This is a genomic window from Roseovarius sp. MS2, from assembly GCF_051447875.1.
Taxonomy (GTDB): Bacteria; Pseudomonadota; Alphaproteobacteria; order Rhodobacterales; family Rhodobacteraceae; genus Roseovarius; species Roseovarius mucosus_A.
Window position 1 is genome coordinate 3,252,781 of sequence record NZ_JBKHVF010000001.1, and the last position, 15,978, is coordinate 3,268,758.

19 protein-coding genes are annotated in these 15,978 nt (G+C 60.5%); 4 read left to right on the top strand and 15 right to left on the bottom strand.

What is annotated here, in order from left to right; translation table 11 throughout:
• Nucleotides 1–82: 82 nt before the first annotated feature.
• Entirely contained in the window at nt 83–538 is a 456-nt protein-coding gene (locus tag ACLGGT_RS15945; protein ID WP_437196803.1) for an iron-sulfur cluster assembly scaffold protein, read from the bottom strand.
• Nucleotides 539–605: 67 nt separating this feature from the next.
• Between ACLGGT_RS15945 and hisI the strand changes: the two genes are divergently transcribed.
• A complete protein-coding gene (gene hisI / locus ACLGGT_RS15950) occupies nt 606–974 on the top strand; it encodes a phosphoribosyl-AMP cyclohydrolase (RefSeq protein WP_081508466.1) in 369 nt (122 codons plus the stop codon).
• Between the two features lie 22 nt (nt 975–996).
• Here hisI and gluQRS read toward each other — a convergent pair whose 3' ends face one another.
• The 3 genes from gluQRS to ACLGGT_RS15965 are packed head-to-tail and all read right to left on the bottom strand — an operon-like array spanning nt 997 to nt 4,047.
• Nucleotides 997–1,830, bottom strand: a complete 834-nt coding sequence (gluQRS, locus tag ACLGGT_RS15955) for a tRNA glutamyl-Q(34) synthetase GluQRS (protein ID WP_437196805.1) — start codon at nt 1,828–1,830, stop codon at nt 997–999.
• Between the two features lie 12 nt (nt 1,831–1,842).
• Nucleotides 1,843–3,219 carry a methylenetetrahydrofolate--tRNA-(uracil(54)-C(5))-methyltransferase (FADH(2)-oxidizing) TrmFO gene (gene trmFO / locus ACLGGT_RS15960; RefSeq protein WP_437196806.1) on the bottom strand — a complete coding sequence of 459 codons (1,377 nt, stop codon included), beginning with the start codon at nt 3,217–3,219 and terminating at the stop codon, nt 1,843–1,845.
• A gap of 42 nt (nt 3,220–3,261) precedes the next feature.
• Nucleotides 3,262–4,047, bottom strand: a complete 786-nt coding sequence (locus ACLGGT_RS15965; protein WP_437196808.1) for an enoyl-CoA hydratase — start codon at nt 4,045–4,047, stop codon at nt 3,262–3,264.
• Nucleotides 4,048–4,105: 58 nt separating this feature from the next.
• On the opposite strand from ACLGGT_RS15965, the gene ACLGGT_RS15970 reads away from it, so the two are divergent.
• The 3 genes from ACLGGT_RS15970 (at nt 4,106) to rpsI (ending at nt 5,727) form a co-directional block, all read left to right on the top strand.
• On the top strand, nt 4,106–4,525 hold the full coding sequence (locus ACLGGT_RS15970) for a PaaI family thioesterase (protein ID WP_422001572.1): 420 nt from the start codon (nt 4,106–4,108) through the stop codon (nt 4,523–4,525).
• A 246-nt stretch (nt 4,526–4,771) separates the two neighbouring features.
• Entirely contained in the window at nt 4,772–5,236 is a 465-nt protein-coding gene (gene rplM, locus ACLGGT_RS15975; protein WP_008282210.1) for a 50S ribosomal protein L13, read from the top strand.
• The gene (gene rpsI / locus ACLGGT_RS15980; protein WP_008282211.1) at nt 5,236–5,727 is read left to right on the top strand and encodes a 30S ribosomal protein S9; all 492 of its coding nucleotides are present in this window, start codon (nt 5,236–5,238) and stop codon (nt 5,725–5,727) included. The genes rplM and rpsI overlap by 1 nt, the downstream gene beginning before the upstream one ends.
• Nucleotides 5,728–5,793: 66 nt before the next feature.
• Here the strand turns inward: rpsI and ACLGGT_RS15985 are convergent, their stop codons facing one another.
• From ACLGGT_RS15985 to ACLGGT_RS16035, 11 genes are all read right to left on the bottom strand, one after another.
• Nucleotides 5,794–6,171 carry a DUF2852 domain-containing protein gene (locus ACLGGT_RS15985; RefSeq protein WP_219435811.1) on the bottom strand — a complete coding sequence of 126 codons (378 nt, stop codon included), beginning with the start codon at nt 6,169–6,171 and terminating at the stop codon, nt 5,794–5,796.
• Between the two features lie 91 nt (nt 6,172–6,262).
• Nucleotides 6,263–6,886 carry a TetR/AcrR family transcriptional regulator gene (locus ACLGGT_RS15990; protein ID WP_008282213.1) on the bottom strand — a complete coding sequence of 208 codons (624 nt, stop codon included), beginning with the start codon at nt 6,884–6,886 and terminating at the stop codon, nt 6,263–6,265.
• Complete coding sequence (gene ppk2 / locus ACLGGT_RS15995; RefSeq protein ID WP_437196811.1) at nt 6,879–7,748, bottom strand: polyphosphate kinase 2; 870 nt, start codon at nt 7,746–7,748, stop codon at nt 6,879–6,881. The genes ACLGGT_RS15990 and ppk2 overlap by 8 nt, the downstream gene beginning before the upstream one ends.
• 36 nt (nt 7,749–7,784) lie before the next feature.
• On the bottom strand, nt 7,785–8,753 hold the full coding sequence (locus tag ACLGGT_RS16000; protein ID WP_437196813.1) for an alpha/beta fold hydrolase: 969 nt from the start codon (nt 8,751–8,753) through the stop codon (nt 7,785–7,787).
• Nucleotides 8,737–9,660 (bottom strand): homoserine O-acetyltransferase MetA, encoded by a 924-nt coding sequence (gene metA / locus ACLGGT_RS16005; RefSeq protein WP_008282216.1) that lies wholly within the window; start codon nt 9,658–9,660, stop codon nt 8,737–8,739. Before metA ends, ACLGGT_RS16000 begins: the two co-directional genes overlap by 17 nt.
• 27 nt (nt 9,661–9,687) lie before the next feature.
• Nucleotides 9,688–10,560: a hypothetical protein gene (locus tag ACLGGT_RS16010; RefSeq protein WP_008282217.1), complete on the bottom strand. Its 873-nt coding sequence runs from the start codon at nt 10,558–10,560 to the stop codon at nt 9,688–9,690.
• 113 nt (nt 10,561–10,673) lie between these two features.
• Nucleotides 10,674–11,792 (bottom strand): OmpP1/FadL family transporter, encoded by a 1,119-nt coding sequence (locus ACLGGT_RS16015; protein ID WP_008282218.1) that lies wholly within the window; start codon nt 11,790–11,792, stop codon nt 10,674–10,676.
• Nucleotides 11,793–11,929: 137 nt separating this feature from the next.
• The gene (locus ACLGGT_RS16020; protein ID WP_081508475.1) at nt 11,930–12,817 is read right to left on the bottom strand and encodes a DMT family transporter; all 888 of its coding nucleotides are present in this window, start codon (nt 12,815–12,817) and stop codon (nt 11,930–11,932) included.
• Nucleotides 12,814–13,080: a putative quinol monooxygenase gene (locus ACLGGT_RS16025; protein WP_081508476.1), complete on the bottom strand. Its 267-nt coding sequence runs from the start codon at nt 13,078–13,080 to the stop codon at nt 12,814–12,816. Before ACLGGT_RS16025 ends, ACLGGT_RS16020 begins: the two co-directional genes overlap by 4 nt.
• Nucleotides 13,077–14,645, bottom strand: coding sequence for a glutamine-hydrolyzing GMP synthase (guaA, locus tag ACLGGT_RS16030; protein ID WP_437196817.1), 1,569 nt, complete (start codon nt 14,643–14,645; stop codon nt 13,077–13,079). Before guaA ends, ACLGGT_RS16025 begins: the two co-directional genes overlap by 4 nt.
• A 52-nt stretch (nt 14,646–14,697) precedes the next feature.
• Nucleotides 14,698–15,915: an OmpP1/FadL family transporter gene (locus tag ACLGGT_RS16035; RefSeq protein WP_437196819.1), complete on the bottom strand. Its 1,218-nt coding sequence runs from the start codon at nt 15,913–15,915 to the stop codon at nt 14,698–14,700.
• Nucleotides 15,916–15,978 lie beyond the last annotated feature (63 nt).

Sequence of the window (15,978 nt, forward strand, 5' to 3'; positions counted from 1 at the left end):
ATCTCTGAGAGAGATAGCGCGCAATTTACCGAAGGTAAGGGGCGGCCTGTTCACAAGCTGTCGCTTTGCCGCGACAGCACCGTCAGGCGCAGGACGTTTGGGCGCGCACGGTTTCCATTGCCTCAACCGCGGCCTCAATCGTGAGCAGGATAGAGGCGTGGCGGTTCTTGTAATCCCGCGCGGGGCGCAGCACCTCGAGCCCGTCAAAGGGCGCGGGCGGTGTGGGGCCGTCGGATTTCAGCATCTCGCGCAGCGCGTCGCGCGCTGCTGTCACCTTTGCCAGATCGCAACCGATGATGGCGCGCCCCACGACGCTGGCGGCGGCCTGACCAAGCGCACAGGCCTTAACCTCGGCGGCGTAGTCAGTGATCCGGCCACCCTCGCAGCGAATATCGACGGTCACGGTCGAGCCACAAAGCGGTGCGCGCCGCTTGACGCTGGCCTGCGGGCTGGCCAAGCGCCCGTGATGCGGGATGTCCGCGGCCAGTTCCAGAATGCGCGCTGAATAAAGCTTGATCAGGTCGGTTTCGCCGCTCATGGCTTTCCCTTTCGTGTGTTGCCCCATAAATAGGCGTGGAGCGCGCAGATGCAAAAGGAAATCCGCCATGCCCTTCGATCCGGCGACACTAAAGTATGACGCGAACGGGTTGATCCCCGCCATCGCCCAAGAGGCCGAGACCGGCGAGGTGCTGATGATGGCCTGGATGAACGCCCAGTCGGTCGCGCGCACGCTCGACACGGGCCGTGTGACCTATTGGAGCCGCTCGCGGCAGGCGTTCTGGATCAAGGGCGAAACCTCGGGGCATGTGCAAGAGTTGGTTGAGATGCGTGTCGATTGCGACCGTGACTGCCTGTTGGTGCAGGTGCGCCAGAATGGGCCAGCCTGTCACACCAACCGGCGGTCGTGCTTTTACACGGCGGTGCGTGCCGGGGAAGAGACCGAGATCATGGCCCCTATGGCACCATTGGATTGAGCATTTTCGGAACGCTGTAAGGCTAGAGCCCGACCATGGCCCGGATGTCCTGCGGGTTCGCCCCTTCGGCGCGGTAGGTGGCGATAGCACGTGCGTCATCGCGTTTGGCCAGCCGCTTGCCAGCGTCATCGCGGATCAGCGCATGATGGTGATAGGCAGGCGTGGGCAGGCCCAAGAGGTGTTGCAAGAGCACGTGGATTTGCGTGGCCTCGCGCAGGTCTTCGCCGCGAATGACATGGGTGATGCCCTGATCGGCATCGTCCACAACAACCGACAGATGATAAGAGGCCCCCATCTCGCGGCGCGCCAGCACCACGTCGCCGACGGTTTCGGCCAGGTCACGGGGGGTGATGACGTCGTCTTTTTCCCGATAGATGAGTGGTTTGGAGAGCCTTGCGCAGGCGCGGGCCATATCTAGGCGCAGCGCGCAGCCCTCGGGCATCGGGCCGTTTGGCGGGGCTGTGGGGCGGCAGGTGCCGGGATAGATCACGCCATCTGGCCCCAAGAGCGGCGCGCCTTCTTGCGGGGCAGAGGCGGCGGCGCGAATATCGGCACGGCTACAGGAACAGTGGTACAAAAGCTCTTGATCCCAAAGTATATTCAAGGCCGCGTGATAGCGGGAGAGGCGAGTTGATTGGCGCAACACGGGGCGGGGCCAGTCGAGCCCCAGCCATGCCAGATCATCAAAAATCTGCGCCTCCCATTCCGGGCGGCAGCGGCTGTGATCCAGATCGTCGATGCGCAAAAGAAAGGTTCCGCCCTCAGCTTGCGCCCGGTCATGGGCCAGCATCGCAGAATAGGCATGCCCCAGATGGAGCGGGCCGGTTGGCGAAGGAGCGAAGCGCGTTATGAACATATATTCAATGCGTTATGAGGCGATGCTCATGTTTTGAGCCGCCAGCCATTCGCCCCAAGCTGCCTTGGCGCGGTCGGTATAGCCCTTGTAGCGGTCGATGCGCCCACGCCGGCCGCCCTTGAACCCATCAATCGGGCGAAAGAGCCCGAAATTGACATTCATCGGCTGAAAGGTTTTCGCCTCGGCCCCGCCGGTGATGTGATGGATAAGCGCGCCCATGGCACTGTCCTGTGGCACGGGGGGCAGGCTCTGGCCCAGGATTTCCGCTGCCGCCAGACGCCCGGCCAAAAGGCCCATGGCGGCGGATTCGACATAGCCCTCGACCCCGGTGATCTGCCCGGCAAAGCGGATATGCGGGCGCGAGCGCAGGCGCATCTGCGCATCAAGCAGCGTAGGGGAATTGAGGAACGTGTTGCGATGGATGCCGCCAAGGCGGGCAAACTGCGCGTTCTCAAGGCCGGGAATCATTTTAAAAACAGTGACTTGTGCGCCATACTTCATCTTGGTTTGGAATCCCACGATATTGTAGAGCGTGCCAAGCGCATTGTCGCGGCGCAGTTGCACCACGGCATGAGGTTTGACATCCGGCGCATGTGGGTTGGTCAGGCCCACAGGCTTCATTGGGCCGTGGCGCAGGGTCTCGCGGCCGCGTTCGGCCATGACCTCGATGGGCAAGCAGCCGTCGAAATAAGGGGTGGGGTTGGGGGAAGACTCTGCTTCGCCTTCGTGAAATTCGGTCTTGTCGGCGGCCAGCAGCGCGTCGATGAACGCCTCGTATTGATCGCGGTCCATCGGGCAATTGAGGTAGGCGGTGCGCTCGGCCTCGGTTTCGCCCTTGTCATAGCGCGATTGCATCCATGCGCGCGACATGTCGATGCTGTCGTGATAGACAATCGGTGCGATGGCGTCAAAAAAGGCGAGCGCCTCTGTGCCGGTCTCGGCGGCAATGGCCTGTCCCAGCCCCTCAGAGGTTAGCGGGCCGGTGGCGATGATCCAATGGCCACTTTCAGGAAGTTGCGTGATTTCATCATGTTGCACGGTGATATTCGGGTGATCCAACAGCCGCGCCGTGACCGATTGGGCAAAGCGATCGCGATCCACCGCCAAGGCACCGCCCGCAGGCAGGCGGTTTTCGTGGGCCATGGCCATGATCAGGCCATTCGCCGCGCGCATTTCCCAATGCAGGAGGCCCACGGCGTTTTGTTCATCATCATCCGAACGGAACGAGTTGGAACAGACCATTTCGGCCAGATCACCCGTGCGATGGGCAAAGGTTTTGACGCTTGGGCGCATTTCGTGGATGACCACATGCACGCCCATATTCGCGGCTTGCCATGCTGCCTCTGACCCGGCCATGCCGCCGCCGATGATGTGTAATACGTTATCCATGGGCTGCGATTTAGGCCATTGAGGGGTGTTTGGAAAGGGGCGTCACTGATCCCAATCGGGGGCGCGTTTGTCGATGAAGGCGGCGATGCCTTCGGCGGTGTCGCGGTCGAGCATATTCTCGACCATCACCGCGCCAGTATGGACATAGGCGGCCTCTAACCCCATGTCGAGTTGGTCGTAAAAGGCGCGTTTGCCGATGCGCACGGCAGAGCCAAGTTTGCTGGCGACGGTTTCGGCAAGGGCCATGGTCTCAGACTCCAGATCCTCGGGCGGCACGGCGCGGTTGATGAGGCCAAGCTCTGCGGCGCGGGCGGTGTCGATGAACTGGCCGGTGGTCAGCATCTCGAACGCCTGTTTGCGCGGGATATTGCGGCTGAGCGCCACCATCGGGGTGGAGCAGAAGAGGCCGATATTGACGCCATTGACGCCAAAGCGCGTGCCATGCGCGGCCACGGCCATGTCGCAGCTTGCCACCAATTGACAGCCTGCCGCAGTCGCGATGCCATGCGGTGCGGCAATCACCGGTTGGGGCAGGGTAAGGATAGTGGTCATCATCCGGGCGCAACGTGCAAAGAGATCGGCGAAATAGGCGCGCCCGCCATCTTCGGCCTGTCGTCCGGCGGTCATTTCCTTGAGATCATGCCCGGCGCAGAACGCTTTGCCGGCACCCATGAGGGTGATCACGCGGATGTGGCGATCCTGTGCCAGCCTGTCAAATTCGGCCTGAAGCGAAGCCAGCATGGCATCCGAAAGCGCGTTGAGATTGCCGGGCGAATTGAGAGTAAGCCGCGCGATTGCGCCCTGGTCGGTGCGGTCGAGAATTGCCATCTTGTAACCCCTTGTGCGTTATGGCCATTCTAGCGCGGAACAGCGCGGGGGGCAAAGCATGAGCGTCAAGATGACGGCGGCGGACTTGATGAGTTTTCTCGACCGGGAGTTTCCACAAGTCTCGGGGGAGTTTGCCATCGAGGAGGTGGGCGAGATGCACATCCGCACGCGGCTCTTGGTGGGAGAGCGGCATTTGCGGCCCGGCGGCACGGTGTCTGGCCCGTCGATCTTTGCGCTTGCGGATGTGTCGGTTTACTTGGGGATTCTGGCGATGATCGGACCTCAGGGGCTGGCCGTGACGACAAATTGCAGCATTGATTTCATGCGCAAACCGGCGGCGGGCGTGGATTTGATCGCGGAGTGTCGGTTGCTCAAGCTGGGGCGGGTGCTGGCGGTGGGGGATGTTCTGATCTATTCCGAAGGGATGAGCGCGCCGGTGGCGCGCGCGAGCCTGACCTATTCGATCCCCCCCAAATGAAGCCCTAGACGGGGCGCTGTTCACTCCCCGGACCCCCCAAGCGTATTTTAAGAACGGTGACAGGGTGGACTATTTGGGGTAAAATAATACCTATTTTTTAAGCCACTGATTTAGCTAGTTTATTTTGAACATATGGCAGTTGACCTGCGCATTGAACTGATTATAACCCGCTCATCGCATCAGAGCCGCCCGTAGGGTGGCCCAAACTGATCAAGACCAAAGACCAAGCACAAGGTTCTGCCTGAAATGAAAACATTCTCTGCTACCCCGGCAGATATCGACAAGAAATGGATCCTGATCGACGCCGAAGGCGTGGTTCTGGGCCGTCTTGCGTCGATCATCGCGATGCGCCTGCGCGGCAAGCACAAGGCCAGCTTTACCCCCCACATGGACATGGGCGACAACGTGATTGTCATCAATGCCGACAAGGTGCAGCTGACCGGCAACAAGCGCAACAAGCCCAACTACTGGCACACCGGCCATCCGGGCGGCATCAAATCGCGCACCACCGGCGAGATCCTCGAGGGTAAGTACCCTGAGCGCGTCGTGATGCAGGCGGTCAAGCGCATGCTGCCGGGCAACCGCCTGAGCCGCACGCAGATGACCAACCTGCGCGTCTATGCTGGCGGCGAGCATCCTCATGAGGCGCAGAGCCCTGAGGTGTTGGACGTCAAATCCATGAACTCCAAGAATACGCGGGTGGCTCACTGATGGCTGACGAAATCAAATCCCTCGAAGGTCTCGAAGCCGTCGCTGGCGGTGTCAGCGCTGCAGCCGTGGCCATCAAAGCCCCGCGTGAGCCCGAGCGTGATGCGCTTGGTCGCTCTTATGCAACCGGCAAGCGGAAGGATGCCGTTGCCCGCGTCTGGATCAAGCCCGGTTCGGGTAAGGTCGTGGTCAATGGCAAGCCGATGAACGAGTATTTCGCGCGTCCCGTGCTTCAGATGATCCTGAAACAGCCGTTCACGATTTCTGGCACCGAAGGCCAGTTCGATGTGATGGCAACAGTCGCCGGTGGTGGTCTGTCGGGTCAGGCCGGTGCGGTCAAGCACGGGGTGTCGAAGGCGCTGCAGCTTTACGATCCCAGCCTGCGTGGCGCGCTTAAGGCTGCAGGGTTCCTGACCCGTGACAGCCGCGTCGTTGAGCGGAAGAAATACGGTAAGCGCAAGGCGCGCCGCAGCTTCCAGTTCTCCAAGCGCTGATCCATTTCGGATTACACAGTCAAAGGGCCGCCCAGAGGGCGGCCCTTTTTGGTTTTGCGGTAGGGCTCAGGCGGTGGTTTGCGCCTGTGCGGGCTTGCGGCGTTCGTCGATGAACTGGTCGAATTCGGCCTTGTCGCGCGCGTCGCGCAGGCGCTGAAGGAAGGCTTCGAATTGTTCCTGCTCTTCCTCGAGACGGCGCAGCGTGTCGGCCTTGTAGGCGTCAAAGGCGGCATTGCCAGTGCTGCGCGTGGCGTTCTGGCGTTGAAAGCGAGAGGGAAGGCTGCGTACGGTCATGCGATTGCTCCAGATCATATAGGCCAGTAGGGCGAGGCCGAGGGGCCAAAAAACGATAAGACCCAAGACCATGGCGATGATCCAAGCGGGTTTGCCTTGGCGGTCGAGCCAAGATTCGGCCTGTGCGGGCCAGGTGGTGATGGCGGACATGACGTCTCCTTGTCGTGTGTAAATGTTACTTACATTTACATATGTAAGATGCCCAGTGCCGCACGCAAGAGGTGTGCTTTGAATTTTCGGGTCAGGGGGTGCTGTCGGGCGGGATGAGGCCCAGACCGCGCAGATAGACGCTTATGCCGGATTCAAGCAGGTCTTCGGGCGGAAAGGGGGCGCGGGCACCGGGGGTGCCACGCGCGTAAAGTTCGACCACCCCATGGCTCATCGCCCAGACATGGGCGGCGAACATCGCCGCAGGTGGGCGGCGGTCAGGCGGCAAATGCGCCGAGAGGGCGGCGGCGGCGCGGGTGAGGATCGCTTGGGCCCGCGCGGCGGCATCGGCCAATTCCGGGTTGGAGTTTACCGAGAGGCCGGATTCGAACATCGCCACGTAATGCCCGGCATTCGAGCGGGCAAACGCCAGATAGGCGCGCCCCGTTGCCATAAACGCCGTCAGCGGATTGGGGCGGGCGTCATTGAACGCGGCTTCCATCCGGGTGACAAAGATTTCAAAGCCTTGGCGCGCGGCCTCGGCAATCAGTGCCTCGCGGCCTGAAAAATGCCGGTAGGGCGCGGCGGTCGAGACACCGGCCAATTTTGCGGCCTCGGCCATGGTAAAGCCCTGCGGCCCCTTTTCGGCAATCAGGGTCAGCGTGGCCTCAACCAGAGCCTGCCGCAAATTGCCGTGGTGATAGCCCTGCTTACCCATGCCAAACTTCAGGGCCGCCGACGATGCCCGGATCAGCGCTGCCCACCGCGCGGGCATCCTTGCGGGCATAATCCAGTTGGCTAAGGACATGACGGATGGTTTCAATCCGCGCGCGCCGCTTGTCGTCCGAGCGCACGACAGTCCACGGCGCATGGTCGCTATGGCTGCGTGTGAGGGTTTCGGCGATGGCGGCGGTGTAACTGTCCCATTTCTTGAGACCCTCGACATCGATCCAGCTGAGTTTCCATTGCTTGAGGGGATCTTGCTCGCGGTCGAGAAAGCGGCGGAGTTGCTCGGCACGGCCAACATTGAGCCAGACTTTGAAGAGATGGATACCCTCGTCGACGATCATCCGCTCGAAATCCGGGACTTGGGCAAAGAAATGCTCGCGCTGCGCGTCGGTGCAAAAGCCGAACACTTTTTCCACAACCGCGCGGTTATACCAACTGCGGTCATAGAATACGATCTCGCCCCCGGCGGGCAGATGGTCGATATAGCGCTGGAAATACCATTGCGTTGCCTCGACATCCGAAGGTTTGCTAAGCGCTACAACCCGCGCGCCGCGCGGATTCAGATACTCGCGGAACCGCTTGATCGTGCCGCCCTTACCAGCCGCATCGCGCCCCTCAAAGACGATGGCGATGCGCGCACCGCTTTCCTTGGCCCAATGCTGGAGCTTGACCAGTTCGATTTGCAGCTTTTCGATATCTTTCTCATAGGTCTTTTTTGACAGGCCTTCGGAATAGGGGAAATCGGCCCCCAAGATATCATCCTTATCGGCGCGGCGGATTTCCTTGCGGATGGCTTCGGGGGCGTCCGTCTCGAAAAAGGCGCTGATCGCGCCGTCAAAGGGCAGGTCCATGGGGCCTCTCGCTATGGTTTCCGTCAGTATGGCGGCTCAATCGACGGGGCGCAATCCGGCGCGGGTGGCGGCGCGATCTATGGCTGCAATCACCGCCTCTGGATCGCTGTGGTGGGGCATGTGCCCGACGCCGTCGAGCACGGCCAGATGGGCACCGGGAATTTGGGCCGCCAGCGGTTCGGAATGGATCGAGACGCCCACGGTGGTATCAGCCGTGCCGTGTACGATTTCGACCGGCACGGTGATGGTGCCGTAAAGGGGGTGCAGTGCCTCGATCTCGGCCAGTAGATTGGCGCGCTGCAAGGCATTGGCGCGCAAAGAATGGCGGCGCAGCGTGAGGCCGGCACCAATATGTTCGAGATAACCTTCGGGTGGTTCTTGCGGCGTGAAAATTTCCCGCACCGCCTGTTCGACGCGGGTGTCATGGACAAAGGCGGTCAGCAGCGGGATCACGAGCGGGCCAAGCACCGGATGCGAGAGCACGCGGTAATAGGTGGAGAGGCCGGTATCCCAGGGTTTGGCGGCACCGGCCACATCCACGAGGGCTGCGATATGATCAGGTCGCGTCACCGCCCAAGCAAGCGCTACCGCGCCGCCATAGCTATGGCCGAGCACGATAGGCTTGTCGGCCCCAAGCTGTGCTGCCGCCTCTTGCAGCAGCGCCGCTTGTTGGGTGATCGTGGCCCCGGTGCGGTTGATGCGGGCGGTATAACCCAGACCGGGGCGATCAATCACGATGACGCGGTAGCGCTCTGCCAATCGCGGGGCGAGTTCAAAGGTCAGATCGCGGGTATTGCCCGAGGCCCCGTGGATCAGCACCAGATCAGGCCCATTGCCCATCACGACCGCATGAACGGGGTGGCCGCTCACGTCGATGATCTGGCCCTCTGGGGGAAAGGCGGCTTCGGCGCGCGCCTCGTGGGTGCGGGCACGTTGCTGGGTCCAGCCCCAGAAGGCGACCAGACATACCGCAAAAAGGATCAGGGATTTAACAGCCAATGGCATTCATATCGAACGGGGTCGTCTGATAAATCTGGTTCACCCAGTTGCCATAAAGAAGATGCGCGTGACTGCGCCAGCGGTTCTGCGGCGGGCGCGACGGATCATCGCCGGGATAGTAGTTGCAGGGCACATTGATCGGCGTGCCGTTGGCTATATCGCGGTCATATTCCTGTTTCAGCGTGTCGCTGTCATATTCAAAATGGTTGAAAATGTAGAGCGCACGACGCGCTGTATCCTCGACCAGACAGGGTCCGACATCATCGCTGTCCAGAAGGATCGTAAGCCCCTCGACCGCCTCGATCTCGGCGCGCTTCATCTCGGTCCAGCGGCTGACGGGGATCACGCAATCATCGGAAAATCCGCGCAGATAGGGTGATGCGGGGACCATGTTGCGATGCCGAAAACAGCCAAAGGCCTTGGCGGGCAGCATGTGTTTCTGCACCCCGTGGAAATGATTGATCATCGCCATCCCGCCCCAGCAGACGCCAAAGGTCGAATGCACATGGGTTTGGGTCCAGTCAAAGACGCGCGCCAACTCTGCCCAATAGGTCACGGCGTCGAAATCGAGATGCTCAATCGGCGCGCCGGTTATGATGAGGCCATCGTATTTGTCACCCGAGGCGGCGACCTCTTCAAAGGGGCGGTAAAAGCTCTCCATATGTTCGGCGGCGGTGTTCTTGGTCTGATGTTCGCTCATGCGGATCAGGTCAAAGTCGATCTGCAACGGGGTTGCCCCGATCAGCCGGGCAAACTGGTTCTCGGTCTGGATCTTTTTCGGCATGAGGTTGAGAAGGCCGATGCGCAAGGGGCGGATATCCTGCCGCGCGGCTTGATCCGGGTCCACGACCATCACCCCTTCGCGCGTAAGCACGTCATAGGCTGGCAGGTCGGCTGGGATCTTGATGGGCATCAGGTGGGGTTCCTTGGCTGTCGGGCCTTAGATAGGCGTGGCGGCGCGGCGCTCAAGGGCGGTGGCGATCAACGCCTCAAACTCCTGTGCCGTTTTGACGGTCGCCACCTCGTTGGCGGTGACACTGACGCCCCATTTTACCATCGCCTCATAGCGGGGCTGACGGTGCGCAAGGGCGCGGGCATAGGTCCAGCGGATAAAGCTGTCTGGATCAACTTCGTCCTCTTCGCAGTTGTTTTCTTTGAGGTATTCGGCCCATGCCGCATCGAGAAAGGCAGGCTGATACGCCATCGGCTTGGGCGCGCGATCAAAGCGGCGGATCAATTCAGCCGTATGCGCCTCGGAGCCTTCAATATAGATCAGCAGACAATGTGCCGAAAGTTCCTTTAGGATCGTGTCCTCGGGATCGTCGCCGTCTACCCATTCACAGATCGACCCACCGGTGTCGCAGATGAAATGCGGATATCCATAGAGTGCGTCTGCGCGGCGGATGAAATAGGCCGTATCCATCAGCGCGTGGATCTCGGCTTGCCGAAACTGTTCTTGTCGGATGCGGTATTCTTCGATCGGCAGCCCGCCTTTGGCGGGATTGCCCGGCTTGCCCAGATAGGTCGAAACCGGGGTGAGGTTGTGAAACGTGATGTTGGAGCCGATATAGATCGAGTCGCTCAGCAGAAGGTCACGCAGGAAGGGCACCTGCATTGCATGCGCCTTGGCATTGTCGGCGATAAGTTCGCCCATGTAGCGCGTGCCGATGCGGTAATCTATCGAGTAGTGAAACCAGTTCCCGGCATCCCGCAGCGTGTTCGACACATGCGTCTTGCCCAAGCCTGACATGCCGTAGAACAGCACCCGTTTATGTGTGGCCTCGCGCCAGTCTTGTGCCGAAGTGTAGATCATCGCTGCTCCCTCTCGCGGGTTTGGTACAAAGCGCGCGGCGCGGGGTCAAATGCAATCATGCAAAAGCCCCGCCCGGGTGAGGGGCGGGGCCTTATTTTTGGTTCTAGGACCGCTTAGAAGCGGAAGGCGACCTTGGTGCCGATGGCGATGGCATCGCTGCCAGAGAAGGCCGTGACGTTCGAGTTCGCGTCGCCGACATCGAAATACTTGATACCAGCGGTGATTTCCCATGCCTCGGTTTCGTATGTGGCGGCCAGACCGTAGCTGAAGTAACCGTCTTTGCCCGAAAGGTTGCCAACGACGTCCCCTTCATCCTTTTCATAGCCAAGGAGGACAGCGCCACTCCAGTTTTCGTTGAACCGGCGACCGATGCCCAGCTCATAGGTCCAGATGTCGCTCGGGCCGCTGGCGATGGGAACGTTGACCGGAACACCCGTGGCGACAGAGAAGAAGTCGCCGGGCTGAACGGCGAATTTCGACCATTCCCGCCATTTCACAGAGCCAAAGAGCAAGGTGTCTTTGGCAATACCTGATTGGGCATGAAGGGTGAACGCCTGCGGGATTTCCACTTTGAAACCTGCGCCGGTGTTGTCCTTGAAATCGTGCTCTGTTTTGGACTCATAGGTCAGAGCAACGCGCAGGGCGATGTCGGGGATTTCATAGGCCGCACCCAACAGGTAGCCGACTTGGAAATCCTTGTTCACGCCCAGAGTATAGGGTGAGTTGGGTGCAGGAACCGCGCTGCCAAGGGTGGCGGGCGAAATCACCGTGATATTGCCCGACAGGCCGACATAGCGCAGACCACCATAGATGCTGAAGCGATCAGTTGCCTTGTATTTTGCAAGGGCAGTGAACGCGACAGAGCTGACTTCGGCGCTTGATCCGCCAAAGAACGCGCCACCCAAGGCCGCCGGGGGCGTGCGATAATTGACCGAAGCGCCTACCGGCTCGTCGATGACAAACGCGAGCGCCACGCGATCATTCAGTTCATGCTTGTAGCCACCTGCAAAGGATTGATAGCGGTTCTGGATGTTGCCAGTGGGGGCCGTGGGCACGCCGGGGCGCGCAACGCCCGAGACGGATGGGTCCACGGTTGCGGCCGAGAACTCGAGATAGTTCTTGCCTTTTTCGAACAGGATCATCGAAGGGTCGCCCCGTCGTTCGATTTCACCACCAAAGGCTGACGATGCCGTTGCGGCGATCACGGTCGCTGCGAGCCAAGTTTTCTTCATGTGTCCCTCTCCTCCAGAAATATTTGGATCACATTACCTTTACGCCGAAACCGGTCAATCTTTGACGCGGCGTCACAAATTGCGACGTGGCGGCAGGTGGCGCAGCGGACACACTTTCTAAGGAAAAAAGTGTAAATTCATACACTTTTGCGCGTTTCGCGCCAAAGATTCAGGTAATTCGCACCAAAGATCACAGCCGCGCCCACGAGTACAAACACGTCAACTGCCTCACCATAAACCAAAAGGCCGACAATGGCGATTACGGGCAGTCGTAAAAAATCAACCGGAGTGACCAAGGTGGCCGGAGCCAGCGAGAGCGCGGTGGTGAGGCAGAAATGGGCCAAAAGCCCCGCGCATCCAATCAGCACGAGCCATGGGGCAGAGGTGAGCGAGGGGAGGGCGATGTCGCCATCATACCCTGCGCAGGCCAGGCCAAAACCGATTTGCAGCAGTGTCATCCAGAAGAGGATGCAAGTGAGGGATTCCGTACGTGTCAGGCGCTTGGTCATCAGGATTGAACCGGCAAAGCCGATGGCGGCCGCCGCCGCAGCGATTGTGCCCAGGTTGATTGTCTCGGGACTGGGGCGCGCGACGATGAGGATGCCGGCAAAGCCGATTACGGCGGCGAGGGCGCGGGTGCCTGTCAACCGCTCGCCCAACACCAGCGGTGACAGGATCAGAACCCAGAGTGGGGCCGTGAATTCGAGGGCAAAGACCTGTGCCAGCGGAATGACGGTGATCGCATAGAACCACAGGTTTTGGCCGGTAAAATGGCAGAGGTTGCGGACAAGATGCGTGCCGGGGCTGCGCGTGGTGACGGTGGCAATCTGGCCGGTCAGGCGGGCCACGCATAGTACAAGGATAAAGCCCACAATGCTGCGATACATCATGATCTCGAACGTATCGAGTTCAAAGCTGACCGCGCGCCCCGCTACCGCCATAGATGAGAAAGAGGCGACCGCGCCCAGCATCCAGAGCCCCGCGCGCAAGGTCTGTGGGGCCGGGGCGGGGGCCGCCAGGCTCATTCCTCGGTGATCTCGAAGTGACGGGGCATATGAGAGGTGACACGCCACCATTCGCTGGCGCGCGTCCGGGTCTGATGCGCGTCAAAGGCGGCTCGGTCAACAAAGCGCTCTGACACGCTGAATTCTCCGGGCGCGGTTTCGGTCACGTCAAACGACAAACAGCCCGGTTCGGCACGGCTAAGGCGGATATGCTCGGTCAGGGCGGCGCGCGTGACCTCGAGGTCTTCGGAGGGACAAATCATTTGGCCGGTGAGAGAAATCATTCCCACTCGATCGTTCCCGGTGGTTTCGACGTGATGTCATACGTCACGCGGTTGATGCCTTTGACCTCGTTGATGATGCGCGTCGCGGTTTCACCGAGAAACTCGTGGGTAAAGGGATAGTAATCGGCGGTCATGCCATCGACGCTTGTGACAGCGCGAAGGGCGCAGGCAAAATCATAGGTCCGCCCATCGCCCATGACCCCAACGGTTCGCACCGGCAGGATGGCAACGAACGCCTGCCAGATGTCATCATAGAGCCCGTGGCGGCGAATCTGGTCGATATAGACGGCATCGGCCTTGCGCAGGATGTCGAGTTTTTCGCGGGTGATCTCGCCGGGGCAACGGATGGCAAGACCGGGGCCGGGAAAGGGATGACGCCCGATAAAGCTCTGGGGAAGGCCCAGTTCGCGCCCCAAAGCGCGCACTTCGTCCTTGAAGAGTTCGCGCAGGGGTTCGACCAGTTTGAGGCCCATTTTCTCGGGCAGGCCGCCGACATTGTGATGCGACTTGATGGTGACAGAGGGGCCACCCGAAAAGCTGACGCTCTCGATCACGTCGGGGTAGAGCGTGCCTTGGGCGAGAAACTCGGCCCCTTCAATCTGGCTCGCGTATTTCTGGAACACGTCGATGAACAGGCGTCCAATGGTTTTTCTCTTGGTTTCAGGGTCACTTACGCCCTCAAGCTCACCTAGAAACAGCTCTGCCTCATCGGCATGAATGAGGGGGATGTTGTAATTGTCGCGGAACATGGCCACGACCTCGTCGACCTCGCCCTGACGCAAGAGGCCATGATCGACAAAGACGCACGTCAGTTGGTCGCCAATGGCCTCATGGATCAGCACGGCGGCGACAGAGGAATCGACACCCCCCGAGAGGCCGCAAATCACCTGTTTGTCGCCCACTTGAGCGCGGATCTTGGCAATCGCCTCTTCACGGTAGGCGCCCATGGTCCAGTCGCCCTTGAAGCCCGCCTGCCGGATGAAATTCTCATAGAGCCGCGCCCCGTTCGGCGTGTGATGCACCTCGGGGTGGAATTGCACGGCGTAGAAGTTGCGGGCGCGGTCTGCCGTGATGGCAAAGGGCGCACCGGGCGAGGTGCCCAGAACCTCGAATCCAGGTGCGATTTCAGAGACATGATCGCCGTGGCTCATCCAGACCTGTTCGCGCGAATCCCCGGCGAACCAGCCATCGACAAAGCCGCTGGCTACACCCGTCGACGTCACGTAGGCGCGGCCGAATTCGGCGGTGGCATGTTCGCCCGCCTCGACGCGACCGCCCAAGTCCTGCATCATGACCTGCTGGCCATAGCAGATGCCCAAGATCGGCACGCCCAGATCATAGGCGGCCTGAGGCGGCCTTGGGCTGCCCTCGCGCATCACGCTATCGGGGCCACCCGAAAAGATGATCGCGCGCGGCGCCATCTCTTGCAGGAATGCGTCCGTCACCTTTTGGTAGGGATGGATTTCGCAATAAACATTCAGCTCGCGCAGGCGACGCGCAATAAGCTGCGTTACCTGGCTGCCAAAGTCGATGATCAGGAGGCGGTCATGGGATATCTGGCTCATATCTCGCCTAGTAATTGGCGTCCCGCTCCGGCGCAAGAGAAAGCAGCGCGCCTTACCAGCGATAGCTGATGCCGGTTGCGACCTCGTGTTGATGCATGCGGATTTTTACCGGTTGTGCCACGCCGGTAAGCGCCGGGTTGGACCCTGAAAAGCTGTTGGAGAAGGCATGGGTGTATGCAAAGGTAAAGGCCCAGCGGTCGTTGATCTCATAGGTGCCGCCCGCCGAGAGATGCCATTGGGGCGTGCCGGGGGCGATGGTGTTGATCACCACGTTGCCGTCGTTCTTGATGAACTCGGTCGAATAGCTAACGCCGGTGCGCAACGTCAGCTTGTCAGACTTCTGCCAGATGGCGGCCAGACGCCAGACATCGACATCCTGCCAGCCGAATCCTACGCCATTCGACGCCCCCAGCGGGCCGCCCGGAGGTGCGCTGGAATTGGCGATGGATTTCACATTGCCGTAGAAGATGCGTTGATACTCGCCCGTGAGTGTCCACTGGGGGGCAGCGGCGGGGGCATAGGCCGCCCCAAGGGTCAGCATTGCGGGCACGTCGAATTCGCCGTCGGCAAAGAGGCCCTTGTAGCGGCTGAACTTGGACATCTGGATTTCGTTGCGATAGGCCGCGCCAAAGGTCCATTCCGGATTGGCCTCATACAGCAGGCCAAGGTTTACGCCAAAGCCGGTGGACCAATCGTGGCCGCGGTTGGTGACATCGCCGGGACTGATCGACAGGGCAGAGAAGGCTTGCAGCCCCTGTGCCTTGAACCGCTGCACCGCAAGAATAGGAGATACGCCCAAGGTCAGGCGATCATTCACCTTGCGGGCATAGTTCAGCGTAATGAAGGCCTGTTCGAGATTGACCCCGACCGGGGCGGAGCCCGCGCCAAGCCCGGCAAAGAAATTGGTGTCAAACTCGGTATTCATGCCGCCATTGCCAAAGACAAAGGCGCCAAGCGATGAGCGGTCATCGAGTTTCCAGTTGGCACCGCCGCAGGGAATGAAGAACACGTCATTCTGGCTTTTGTGGGTGCCGGGGGTCAGTGGCCCGCCGGGGGCGATTTCCACGTTGCGGTTCGGGGCAAAGGTGGTCAGACAAAAGCCCGCTTGATTGCCCAGCTTGACGCCTGTGGCCGGATTTTGCGCCATGCCGAGGACACCCGTTGGCACCGCAACACCTGCGCCCGCCATGCCCTTGGACTGGCCACCATAGCCATTGGAGAAATAGCCATTGGTGGCTGTTGCGGGGCTTGCCAGCGCAAATGCACTCATCAGCGCAGATAGTTTCGCCAAGTGGCGCAAACACGTCTTCATCGTAACATACCTCTTACTGCG